Raw genomic sequence first — 11,979 nt, forward strand, 5'->3', positions numbered from 1 at the left:
AAAATCCTAAACGGTTAGGCTTAGGATTTTTGCTTGTTTTATGGTTTTAAAAGACTATGCTTCCATTTTTTGTAACCAAGAACGTACATTTACCTCTTGATTAATAATGTTGCTTAATTCTTCTATTTTAACACGTTTTTGCTCCATGGTATCTCTATGACGAATGGTAACGGTATTGTCTTCTAAAGTATCATGATCTACAGTAATACAAAAAGGAGTTCCTGCAGCATCTTGACGACGATATCTTCTACCTACAGCATCTTTATCATCGTAAGAAACATTGAAATCCCATTTTAAATCATCTACAATTTTACGAGCTATTTCTGGCAACCCATCTTTTTTTACTAATGGTAAAATAGCTGCTTTTGTTGGAGCTAAAACAGCAGGTAATTTTAATACTGTTCTAGTGGTACCGTTTTCTAATTCTTCTTCTTGTAAAGAGTTAGCGAAAACAGCTAAGAACATTCTGTCTAAACCGATAGAAGTTTCTACTACGTATGGCACATAGTTTTTGTTCTCTTCTGGATCGAAATATTGTAATTTTTTCCCAGAGAATTCTTCGTGTGCCTTTAAATCGAAGTCGGTACGTGAGTGAATTCCTTCTAATTCTTTAAATCCGAATGGGAATTTAAACTCGATGTCAGCAGCAGCATCCGCATAATGCGCTAATTTCTCATGGTCATGAAAACGATAATTATCAGCTCCCATTCCTAATGATAAGTGCCATTTTAAACGGGTTTCTTTCCATTTTTCATACCATTCTTTTTGAGTTCCTGGTTTTACAAAAAATTGCATTTCCATTTGCTCAAATTCACGCATTCTAAAGATAAACTGACGTGCAACGATTTCGTTACGGAAAGCTTTACCTGTTTGTGCAATTCCGAAAGGAATTTTCATACGACCTGTTTTTTGCACGTTTAAGAAGTTTACAAAAATTCCTTGCGCAGTTTCAGGACGTAAGTATACTTGCATAGCACTATCGGCAGAAGCACCTAATTGAGTACCAAACATTAAGTTGAATTGCTTTACTTCTGTCCAGTTTTTAGAACCAGTTAACGGATCCGCAATTTCTAACTCTTCAATTAAGGCTTTAACATCCGCTAAATCTTCATTTTCTAAGGATTTCGCTAACCTGCTTAAAATAGTATTAATTTTTTCTTGATACCCTAGTACTCTTCCGTTCGTTGAAATAAACTCTTCTTTATTAAAAGCATCGCCAAAACGTTTTGCAGCCTTAGCTACTTCTTTATCAATTTTGGCTTCAATTTTAGCACAGTAATCTTCTACTAAAACATCAGCTCTATATCGTTTTTTAGAATCTTTATTGTCGATTAATGGATCGTTAAAAGCATCAACGTGCCCAGAAGCTTTCCAAGTAGTTGGGTGCATTAATATTGACGCATCAATACCTACAATGTTTTCGTGCATTTGCACCATTGCTTTCCACCAATAATCGCGAATATTTTTCTTTAATTCTACTCCGTTTTGAGCATAATCATACACCGCACTTAATCCGTCATAAATTTCAGATGATTGGAATACATAACCGTATTCTTTAGCGTGCGATAAAACTTTTTTAAATTGATCTTCTTGTTTTGCCATATTGCAAAAATAGAATAAGGATTTGAACTTAGGGTATTGAAAAAGAAAAAAGTGAAGAATTTAGTAAACTCTTCACTTTGGCTGAAATATTGTGGGTAACTATTGTTTTATTTAAGCTTAATTTTGGTGTTTCCAGAATACACCCCGTCAATAAATGCACTTATAACGTACGTGCCTCTTTTAATGTCGTCACGATTAACCAATACTAAAGAAACTAAGCTTAAGCGGTTGTTGTCGTAATTTACTTCAAGCGAATCGGTATATTGAACTTGAGCGCCAGTTTTTAAACTAAACTTTCCTTTAGGGGCAATTACATTTTTGTTTTCATCAGTAATTTGAATGTATACTCTTTTTTCACCAGAAGAAGTGATAGGGTTTTCTAATAAATCAAAATTTATTCGAAATGCATCAGTTCTGTTAGATCTAGAGGTTGTAGTAAGTTTTCCGCTACTACGCTCTTTCATTGCAATTGCTTTAACAGGACTTGTTTTAATAATACCTCCAATAGCTACTTTAGCTTCTAACTCTTTGTTTTTTTCTACTAAATTTTCGTTTACACTGTCTTTTTGTTGTAAAATTTCGTTAGCAATAACATTTTCTTGCGTTAAGGCTTCGTTAGCGCTGTTTAAAGAATCTATTAGAATGAATAACTTTTTGTTTTCGCGCTCTAGAGTAGCAATTCTTCTTCGATATTTTCTGATTAAATTGAAATTATCAGACTTTAAATCTTTAATAGAGTCTCTTAAACTCTTCATTTTTGTTAGCTCTATCTCTAATCTATCAGCTAAACGTTTTTTGCCAACAACAACATCGGTGTAATCTTTAATCATTTCGTCAAGATCTTGCTGTAAATCGGCTTTTTCTTCTAAGAAAATGTTGTTGAGTGTTTTGTTTTCGTTTGATTTTTGCTGAGCATAAAAAATTAGGAAAACTGTTAGAAGTAGGAGTACGATAATTAGTACATTCTTCTTTTTTTGATGATTCATGATTTTAGGGGAATTGAATTTATATTATGTCTTTTCTATCTATTAAGGAGGTTTATTTTAAATCTAATGAATTTTTGCCGACGTTAATACCATTTACAAAGGTACTAATGTGATAAACACCTGCAGTTATTTTATTATTAATATTTACGACTGAAACCATAGACAATTGTCTGTTGTTATAATCGGCGATTAAAACATCACTACATGGTATCTTTTTTTTATTATGAGTACAATCATCTTTTATAGGCGCCACAACATTGTTGTTGTTATCAGTAATTTGAATGTGTACTTCTTTAGGACCTGGTGCAGCTACTTTATTTTCTAATAAATCGAACTCTATTTTAAAAGCATTTACCTTTTCTGATCTCGTTGTAGAAGTATATTTTCCGTTTCTCTTTTTTTTAAGCGCTTCTGCTTTAATTGTTGATATTTCAATAACTTCTGCAATGGCAACTTTTTCTTTTAAAACTTGACGTTCTTTACTTAGCTGGTTGTTTATACTAGATAATTTTGTGTTTTGATGTTCTTTAAAGAGTAGTGCCTGTTTAACACTATCGTTTTTTGAAAGTAACTCATCGTTTATACTGCTTAGGTAATTTATTTTTTCAAAAAGTTTATGGTTTTCTTCGATAAGGATTTTTGTTCTTTTTCTGTAGTATCGTATAAATCGATAATCAGCTTCTTTTAAGTTTTTAACAGAATCTCTTAGTTGAACAACCTTTTCTAGCTCGTCTTTTAATTTTAAAGAATATTCATTTTTCTTAAAACTAGCTTGCCTATAGTCTTTAATGATAGTGGTGAGTTCTTGTTCTAACTCATCTTTGTCTAATTCGAAAACAGCTTTTAATTCGGAATAGTCTTTAGCATTTTGATAGGAAAGAACACCTATAATAAACACTAATAGAATCAAGAAGGCTGTAAAGCCATTGTTTTTTATTATTGAAGGGATCATCATTTTAGGGGGTATGATGCATTATTGTGTTTTGGGCTAATATACTATTTATTTTTTAACACATTTGTAAATAAATGCAGGCGGAAAGTTTAAAGGCTCAAAACTTAAGTCAATATTATTACCAAAAACATCTTTTAATTTCTTGTAATAAGTTAAGCTGTATTGGTACTGAATGAAAGCTCCGTTAGTAGCAAGAAAATTATAGTTTTTTACTAAAATAGCATGTGAAATTTCTTTAGGAATAATAGTTAAAGGTAAGCTAGAAATAATATAATCTGCTTTAGTGTAGCCTAACTTTTCAAGTTCCGGTTTAATTTTTTCAGCAGATGCTTTTAGAACAATTAACTGTGGATGTTTTATTTTTTGTAACTCTTGGTAAAAAACATCATTAATTTCAAAACAAATCAGTACAGAATTCGGTTTGATTTTATTGAGAATATGATGTGTAATTGCTCCATTACCAGGGCCTAGTTCTACAACTACTTCCGCCGTAGTAAAATCAATTTCATTTAGCATTTTATTAGCCAAATACCTTGAACTAGGAATAATTGTTCCTGATGTTTTATAGTTTTTTACTGCTTCTTTAAAAAAGTTAAATTTAGTGCTCAAAATATCGTTTTCTGTTACTTTTTGTATCTTTCTGTTAAAAAAGGCTTGTAAAGATGCAATTTTTAAAAGATATATTTTATGTATTCTACCCCAATTTATGTATAAATTGTGAAACAACATTACTTCAAAATGAAAAATTTCTGTGTACATTTTGCAAAAATGATCTTCCAATTATAGACGATAATGAGCATATAAATGTTACATTAATGTCAACTTTTTATGGTAGAATTCCTGTAGAAAAAGTACGTTCGTTTTTGTATTATCAAAAAGATGGAATTACTCAAAAACTCATTCATCAATTAAAATATAAAAATCAACCAGAAATAGGAGTTTTTATTGGTGAGTGGTTTGGAAGTAATTTAGTAGATATGAATGTTTTTGAGGACATAGATTATATTGTTCCTGTTCCATTGCATCCCAAAAAGCAGAGGAAGAGAGGTTATAATCAAGTAACATTATTTGGAGAAACATTAAGTAAGATACTCGATGTTGAATATAAACCAAACGTGCTTATTAGGTCTTCAACAACTAAAACGCAAACATTAAAGCAGCGATTTGAACGATTTTCTGATAGTAACACCAAATTCAAATTAGCAAACACCACAATTTTTGAAAACAAACATGTTTTACTAATTGATGATGTGATTACAACTGGAGCAACGATAGAAGCTTGTGCAAACGAATTGTTAAAAACTAAAAATATAACCATTAGTGTTGCTACTATGGCGTACACGCAAAAAGGGTAGTAACTTTCCATCTTAATTTACTACTTTTGAAATTGGATTTAAAACCATCAATTTGTGAAAAATAAACATCTTATTTTAATAACACTTTTTGCTTTTATCATCGTTAGTTGTGCACGTAAAGGAAGACCAGAAGGAGGCCCAAAAGATGAAACAGCACCCATTATGGTTACTGCAAATCCACCATACGAAACTATTCATTTTAAAGAAGATAATATTCGTATTTATTTCGATGAGTATATTGTTTTAAAAGATTTACAAAAACAATTAGTGGTTTCACCTCCAATGAAAAACCCACCACTAATTACACCTCAAGGAGCTCCAAGTAAGTATATCAATATAAAAATATTAGATACACTACAACCGAATACAACCTATACATTTAACTTCGGAAATGCGGTTCAAGACAACAATGAAAACAATAAATTAGAGAGTTTCAAGTACGTGTTTTCTACAGGGAATTATATCGATTCGTTAACAATAAAGGGCTCTGTCGCTGATGCTTTTGATAAAAAGGAAGTAAAAGAAGTAAGTGTGTTATTGTATAAGTTAGATAGCGTTTATAACGACTCAATTATATACAAACAAAAACCTAACTACGTAACGAGTACGTTAGATTCTACAAACTTTGAGTTTAGTAATTTACGAGAAGGAAAATATTTAATGTTAGCTTTAAAAGAGCAAGCAAACGACTATATTTTTAGTAGTAGAAATGACAAAATAGGTTTTGTAGCAGATACGATTACATTGCCAGCAGATAGTATTATAAGTAACCCGATTCGTTTTTTTAAAGAAATTCAACCGTATGAATTTAAAAGAGGGAAAGAAGTAACTAAAGGAAAAATTCAGTTTGGATTTGAAGGGAAGCAAGATGATATAAATATTGAAATACTGTCGGAAGTTCCGCAAGATTTCAAATCATTTACACAGTTAGAAAAAGACAAGGACACATTAAACTATTGGTATACTCCGATTGTAAGAGACTCGTTAAACTTTATTGTAAACAACCTAAATTTTAAAGATACGGTTACCGTATTTTTAAGAAAAAAACAGATTGATTCTTTATCAGTGTCATCAAACGTGGGGGGTGTTTTACATTTAAAAGATACAATGTTTATTCAAACGAATAACCCTATTGTTTCTATTGATAAATCCAAGTTTTCTTTAATAGATAAAGATACTGTTGAGGTAGCTTTTGAGTTAAAAAAGCAATCGATTAACAAATTAGCTGTTTTATTTGAGAAGAAACCTAAGTTTGGCTACATTTTTAAAGGATTGCCACAAGGAATTACGGATGTTTACGAAACCACCAACGACACGTTAAATTACAAGTTTACTACTCGTGCAGTAGATGATTACGGAAGTATAGTGTTGGATGTTAAAAAAGAAACACCACATCCAGTAATTATTCAATTATTGGTGAAAGATGAGGTGAAAGAAACAGTGTATCTTTCAGAATCTAAAAAAATAGAGTTTGCCTTGTTAGAGCCTAAAGAATACAGTGTAAGAGCTATTATTGATGAAAATAATAACCGTGTGTGGGATACGGGTAATTTCTTAGAGCGTAAACAACCAGAGCAAATCATTTACTTAGAAACAGAGTTTAAATTAAGAGCTAACTGGGTACAAAACGAAACGTTTGTAATTAAGTAAATGTCATTTCGAAGGAGTCTACGACTGAGAAATCTCACTCTAGAGATTTAATTCTTCAAAAAGACACGTTTAAAAAAGCTTAGAAGCACATATTAATGTGCCTCTAACCAATTTGCTCCTGTATCTATTTCAACATCTAACGGAACGCTCATTTTAAATGCATTTTCCATTTCTTGTTTAATGATAGGTTTAATGATGTCTAACTCATCTTTATGGGCATCAAAAACCAATTCATCATGGACTTGTAGTAACATTTTCGACTTGAAATTTTCTTGCTCAAATCGCTTATAAATGTTAATCATGGCAAGTTTAATGATATCAGCAGCAGAACCCTGAATAGGTGCGTTTACTGCGTTTCTCTCAGCTGCACCACGAACAATTGCATTACGAGAATTGATGTCTTTCAAATAACGACGACGCTTTAAAACAGTTTCTACGTATCCGTGTTCACGAGCAAAATCTACTTGTTCAGCAATGTAACGTCTTAGTTTAGGATAGGTAGCATAATAGGTGTCGATTAATTCTTTGGCTTCTGAACGAGTTAAATCGGTTTGATTGCTTAATCCGAAGGCAGAAACTCCATAAATAATTCCGAAGTTAACCGTTTTAGCATTGCTACGTTGCTCACGCGTTACTTCTTCAATAGGAACATTAAATACTTTAGCAGCAGTAGAAGCATGAATATCTTCTCCATGCTGAAAAGCTTTAATCATGGTTTCTTCTTCACTTAAAGCAGCGATAATTCGTAATTCAATTTGACTGTAATCTGCCGCTAATAACACATAATCTTCATTTCTTGGAATGAAAGCCTTACGTACTTCTTGTCCGCGTTTTGTACGAATAGGAATGTTTTGTAAGTTCGGGTTGTTTGAACTTAAACGTCCAGTAGCAGCTACTGCTTGCGCATACACCGTATGTACTCTTCCTGTTTTTGGATTGATTTCATTAGGAAGTGCATCAACATAGGTGCTTTGTAATTTTTTATACTGACGATATTCTAAAATATCAGACACTATCTGATGGTCTTTGGCTAAATAAGAAAGTACATCTTCCGCAGTAGAATATTGCCCTGTTTTTGTTTTTTTAGGTTTGTCAACCAACTTTAATTTGTCAAATAGGATAGGACCTAATTGCTTTGGAGAAGCAATGTTAAACTCTTCTCCAGCTTGTTGGTAAATGTTTTGTTCTAATTGCTGAATATCTTTGGTTAACTCAACTGATAAGGACTTTAAAAAGTCGGTATCTAAGTTAATACCTTCAATTTCCATGGCTGATAATACAGAAACTAACGGGATTTCAACTTCATTAAACAGTTTGGTTACATTTCCGCTTTCTAATTCCTTAGAAAAATGCTCTTTTAATTGATACGTTACATCAGCATCTTCTACAGCATATTCAGTTTGTTTTGGCAATTCAACTTCGCGCATAGAAAGTTGATTTTTACCTTTTTTACCAATCAATTCAGTTATTGAAACAGGTTGGTAGTTTAAATAGGTTTCAGAAAGTACATCCATGTTATGGCGCATATCTGGATTGATAAGGTAATGCGCAATCATGGTGTCAAATAGTTTACCTTTTACAGGTATGTTATAATTTGATAATACTTTGATATCGTATTTTAAATTGTGACCTATTTTTTCAATAGTTTCCGCTTCAAAAAATGGACGAAACTCTTCTAAAATAGTTGTGGTTTCTTCTTGGTCTTCTGGAAAAGCAACATAGTATCCTTTGTTAGCTTCCCATGAAAAAGCAATTCCAATTAATTCAACCTCTAGTGCTTTTAAACCCGTTGTTTCGGTATCAAAACACACAGAGTTTTGTTGCAATAACTTTTCTAATAAGAGTTTTCTTGAAAGAGGTGTATTGGCTAATTGGTAAAAATGATTGGTGTTTTCAATGGTTCTAAATCCGTTGATAGTATTTTCTTCTGAAGTATTTCCGCTACCTGGAGCGGCAAACAAATCGAATTGACCTGAAGTGCTAGTTTTGGTGGCTTTTGGTTTTTCAACAGAAGAAGAATTTTCTTGAATATCTTCTGGAGAAGCAAATGTTTTTAGGAAGTTTTCTGTTAAACGACGGAACTCTAAATCGGTAAAAATTTCTTTGGTAGCTTCAATGTTTGGTTGTTCAAAAATTAGTTTATCTAGCTCTAATTCTACAGGAACATCTAACATAATAGTAGCTAGTTGCTTTGAAAGTATACCAAGTTCCGCATTGGCTTCAATCTTTTCTTTCATTTTACCCTTTAATTCATGGGTGTTGGCAAGCAATCCTTCCATAGAACCATAAGCAGCAATGAATTTTTTAGCTGTTTTTTCACCTACACCAGGTAGTCCAGGGATATTATCAACAGAATCCCCCATCATACCTAAAAAGTCAATTACTTGTAATGGATCTTCAACTTCAAACTTAGCTTTTACTTCTTCAATACCCCATTTTTCATAACCATTCCCCATACGTGGCGGACGGTACATAAAAATGTTATCAGACACTAATTGAGCAAAATCCTTATCAGGAGTTACCATATAGGTTTGCAGACCTACTTTTTCGGCTTTTTTGGCAAGAGTTCCAATAATATCATCAGCTTCATATCCTTCTTTTACAATAGCAGGAATATTCATTGCTTCTAATATTTTTTCGATATACGGAACCGCTAAACGAATAGCTTCTGGTGTTTCTTGTCGGTTAGCTTTGTAATGTTCAAAAGCTTCAACACGATCAGTACTACCTCCTTTATCGAAACATACAGCTAAATAATCGGGTTTTTCTCGTTTAATTACATCTAGTAAAGAGTTTGTAAACCCCATAATAGCAGAAGTGTCTAAACCTTTAGAGTTGATTCTCGGATTTTTAATAAAAGCGTAATACCCTCTAAAGATTAGCGCATATGCATCGAGTAAAAAAAGTCGTTTTTGATCTGCCATGTTGTATATTGAGTCTGTTGAATTAAATTATTGATACCTATTCGCTTACGGTAAAAAGGCAATATTGTTTATTCGTGAGAATTTTGAAGGTAAAGCTACAAAACTTTAACAAGATGTTAAAAACCTATTTTAAGAATCGCTGTATCTTTGTTTATCCTTAAAAATGAAGTAAATGTCTCGTTGGGTAGTAACTCTTATTATAATATCAGCAATTGTTATTCTGCTTGAAACGTATGCGTTTCAGGCAATAAAAACACTAACTAAAAGTAAAATTGTACAGTACAGTTGGTTCTTGGTAAGTTTGCTGGTGTATGCGAATTTTTTCTATGTAATTCTTACGTCAGATAGAGGCTCTGGACAAACAATTAAGTTTCAATGGGCAGTAGGGATGTTTTTACTTGTTTTGGTGCCAAAATTAGTAGTATTGTTGTTAATGTTTGGTGAAGACGTTGTGAGGTTGGCTCAAAAAGGATTTTCATTTTTCTCTAAAGAAGAAACCAAAGATTTAGCAGGAAGAAGAGCTTTTGTATCAAAAATAGCCTTAGGGTTGGCTGCACTTCCTTTTGCAAGCATGCTGTATGGTATGGTTAAAGGAAAATACAATTATAAAGTATTAAAATATCAATTAAGTTTTAAAGATTTACCCGAAGCTTTTGATGGCTTTACCATATCTCACATTACCGATATTCACTCTGGAAGTTTTGACAATCATGAGAAAATTCAATACGGAGTAGATTTAATCAATGAGCAACAATCAGATATGATTTTATTTACAGGTGATATGGTAAATAATTTTGCTCATGAAATGGATGATTGGGTGTCTGTTTTTTCTCAATTAAAGGCTCCTAAAGGGATGTTTTCTGTTTTAGGAAACCATGATTATGGTGATTATTCAGACTGGACAAGTCCAAGAGACAAAAAAGCTAATTTTGAAGCAATCAAAGATATTCACCCAAAGATTGGGTTTGATTTATTGTTAAATGAAAACCGTTATATTGAAAAAGACGGACAAAAAATAGCATTGATAGGTGTAGAAAACTGGGGGAAAGGTCGTTTTAGTAAAAAGGGAGATTTAGCAAAAGCCTCTGAAGGAGTAAAGCAAGAAGATTTTAAGATTTTACTTTCTCATGATCCCAGCCATTGGGAACATATGGTAAAGACAGATGAACACAATTATCAATTAACGCTTAGCGGACATACACACGGATTACAATTTGGAATTGAAATTCCAGGTTGGTTCAAATGGAGTCCCTCTAAATATGTGTATAAGCAATGGGCAGGATTGTACGAAGAATTTGGCAGATATATTAACGTAAACAGAGGATTTGGATATCACGCTTTTCCTGGAAGAGTAGGGATTTGGCCTGAAATTACCGTTATAGAGTTAAAAAAAGCCTGATTTTCAGTATTTTTTAAGAATTAAATAATATTTACCTAACAAAAAATTAGTAATTTTAGGCTCTTTACTGATTAAACTTATGCAAAAGATGACAAAGTTTGGTGAAATTATAAGTATTAACAAGCCTGTGTTAATTGATTTTTATGCAGATTGGAGTGAGTTAGAGCCTAGTTTAGACACACTTCGTGATGTTGCTGCTGCTTTGGGAGATAAAGCGAAAGTTATCAAAATAGATATTAAAAAGAATGAAATTCTTGCTGAAGCTTTGCGTGTAAAAGGAAATCCTACATTTATCATTTACAAAAATGGGGAAATGAAGTGGCGTCAAACAGGTGAGCAAGATGCCAATACCTTAATTGGTTTGGTGCAACAATACGTTTAATCGCAGGGCGATAGCCAAAGATTTAATTTTCCGAGGTTTGTCTCGAAAATAGTGAGGCTTATTCACTTAAATTCCTCTTATACTTACTCTGAGGCACTTGATTTTATAGCCTTAAATTCGTAACCTGTTTCCGAAAATTCTTGAAGTACTTTTGGTAGTGCATAATATAGCTTTTCACTAGCTTTTATACTGTCGTGAAAAACGACAATGCTTCCGTTTTGTGTATTTTTAAGTACATTTTGTAAGCATTTTTCTTTTGAAATAGTTTTGTCAAAATCAGCAGAAAGTACATCCCACATAATAATTTTGTAACCTTTCGCAATCAATTTTTTTGCTTGAGTTCTTTTTATTTTTCCGTAAGGAGGACGAAACAGTTTTACTGTTTGATGAGTTAACAAACTTTCACACTTATTTATATTTTCAATATAAGTGGTATTACTGTTTTTCCAGCCGTTTAAATGATTAAAAGTGTGGTTTCCTACCGAATGTCCTTCTGTAATAATTCTATTGAAAACAGCAGGATGTTTACGTATGTTATCACCTATGCAAAAAAAAGTAGCTTTCGCATTAAATTGTTGGAGTTGATCAAGTACAAATTCCGTTACTTCTGGAATAGGACCGTCATCAAAAGTTAGAAAGATTTCTTTTTGATCAGAAAAAAAAGACCACGTATACTTTGTGAATAAACGTTTAAGTATACGTGGTGTTTTTATAAAATACAACCTCATT

General features: G+C 32.4%; 10 protein-coding genes. 4 read left to right on the forward strand and 6 right to left on the reverse strand.

Annotated features, from left to right (window positions below; translation table 11 throughout):
* Positions 1 to 54: 54 nt before the first annotated feature.
* The 4 genes from AC3VI6_RS06160 to AC3VI6_RS06175 form a co-directional block, all read right to left on the reverse strand.
* Positions 55 to 1,602, reverse strand: coding sequence for a glycine--tRNA ligase (locus AC3VI6_RS06160; protein ID WP_497705534.1), 1,548 nt, complete (start codon positions 1,600 to 1,602; stop codon positions 55 to 57).
* Positions 1,603 to 1,709: 107 nt separating this feature from the next.
* On the reverse strand, positions 1,710 to 2,588 hold the full coding sequence (locus AC3VI6_RS06165) for a DUF8428 domain-containing protein (RefSeq protein ID WP_497705535.1): 879 nt from the start codon (positions 2,586 to 2,588) through the stop codon (positions 1,710 to 1,712).
* A 52-nt stretch (positions 2,589 to 2,640) separates the two neighbouring features.
* Positions 2,641 to 3,543 carry a DUF8428 domain-containing protein gene (locus AC3VI6_RS06170; protein WP_274634830.1) on the reverse strand — a complete coding sequence of 301 codons (903 nt, stop codon included), beginning with the start codon at positions 3,541 to 3,543 and terminating at the stop codon, positions 2,641 to 2,643.
* Between the two features lie 45 nt (positions 3,544 to 3,588).
* Positions 3,589 to 4,299 carry a class I SAM-dependent methyltransferase gene (locus AC3VI6_RS06175; protein ID WP_435254011.1) on the reverse strand — a complete coding sequence of 237 codons (711 nt, stop codon included), beginning with the start codon at positions 4,297 to 4,299 and terminating at the stop codon, positions 3,589 to 3,591.
* 56 nt (positions 4,300 to 4,355) lie between these two features.
* Here AC3VI6_RS06175 and AC3VI6_RS06180 point away from each other — a divergent pair, with 56 nt between their 5' ends.
* Together AC3VI6_RS06180 and AC3VI6_RS06185 are read left to right on the forward strand one after the other, a co-directional pair.
* A complete protein-coding gene (locus AC3VI6_RS06180; protein ID WP_497705536.1) occupies positions 4,356 to 4,895 on the forward strand; it encodes a ComF family protein in 540 nt (179 codons plus the stop codon).
* A 54-nt stretch (positions 4,896 to 4,949) separates the two neighbouring features.
* On the forward strand, positions 4,950 to 6,545 hold the full coding sequence (locus tag AC3VI6_RS06185) for an Ig-like domain-containing domain (RefSeq protein WP_497705537.1): 1,596 nt from the start codon (positions 4,950 to 4,952) through the stop codon (positions 6,543 to 6,545).
* Between the two features lie 92 nt (positions 6,546 to 6,637).
* Here the strand turns inward: AC3VI6_RS06185 and polA are convergent, their stop codons facing one another.
* On the reverse strand, positions 6,638 to 9,469 hold the full coding sequence (gene polA, locus AC3VI6_RS06190; RefSeq protein ID WP_497705538.1) for a DNA polymerase I: 2,832 nt from the start codon (positions 9,467 to 9,469) through the stop codon (positions 6,638 to 6,640).
* A gap of 172 nt (positions 9,470 to 9,641) precedes the next feature.
* Between polA and AC3VI6_RS06195 the strand changes: the two genes are divergently transcribed.
* On the forward strand, positions 9,642 to 10,868 hold the full coding sequence (locus AC3VI6_RS06195) for a metallophosphoesterase (protein WP_497705539.1): 1,227 nt from the start codon (positions 9,642 to 9,644) through the stop codon (positions 10,866 to 10,868).
* Positions 10,869 to 10,956: 88 nt separating this feature from the next.
* Entirely contained in the window at positions 10,957 to 11,250 is a 294-nt protein-coding gene (locus AC3VI6_RS06200; RefSeq protein WP_435255641.1) for a thioredoxin family protein, read from the forward strand.
* A gap of 83 nt (positions 11,251 to 11,333) precedes the next feature.
* On the opposite strand, the gene AC3VI6_RS06205 is transcribed toward AC3VI6_RS06200, so the two are convergent.
* The gene (locus tag AC3VI6_RS06205; RefSeq protein WP_497705540.1) at positions 11,334 to 11,978 is read right to left on the reverse strand and encodes a polysaccharide deacetylase family protein; all 645 of its coding nucleotides are present in this window, start codon (positions 11,976 to 11,978) and stop codon (positions 11,334 to 11,336) included.
* Position 11,979 lies beyond the last annotated feature (1 nt).

The sequence above is a fragment of the Tenacibaculum sp. TB-56 genome, assembly GCF_059716275.2.

Excerpts from the sequence above, each read along its gene's own strand:
- AC3VI6_RS06160 (WP_497705534.1), bottom strand. The coding sequence starts at position 1,602 with ATGGCAAAACAAGAAGATCAATTTAAAAAAGTTTTATCGCACGCTAAA.
- AC3VI6_RS06165 (WP_497705535.1), bottom strand. The coding sequence starts at position 2,588 with ATGAATCATCAAAAAAAGAAGAATGTACTAATTATCGTACTCCTACTT.
- AC3VI6_RS06170 (WP_274634830.1), bottom strand. The coding sequence starts at position 3,543 with ATGATGATCCCTTCAATAATAAAAAACAATGGCTTTACAGCCTTCTTG.
- AC3VI6_RS06175 (WP_435254011.1), bottom strand. The coding sequence starts at position 4,299 with ATGTACACAGAAATTTTTCATTTTGAAGTAATGTTGTTTCACAATTTA.
- AC3VI6_RS06180 (WP_497705536.1), top strand. The coding sequence starts at position 4,356 with ATGTCAACTTTTTATGGTAGAATTCCTGTAGAAAAAGTACGTTCGTTT.
- polA (WP_497705538.1), bottom strand. The coding sequence starts at position 9,469 with ATGGCAGATCAAAAACGACTTTTTTTACTCGATGCATATGCGCTAATC.
- AC3VI6_RS06195 (WP_497705539.1), top strand. The coding sequence starts at position 9,642 with ATGTCTCGTTGGGTAGTAACTCTTATTATAATATCAGCAATTGTTATT.
- AC3VI6_RS06200 (WP_435255641.1), top strand. The coding sequence starts at position 10,957 with ATGACAAAGTTTGGTGAAATTATAAGTATTAACAAGCCTGTGTTAATT.
- AC3VI6_RS06205 (WP_497705540.1), bottom strand. The coding sequence starts at position 11,978 with ATGAGGTTGTATTTTATAAAAACACCACGTATACTTAAACGTTTATTC.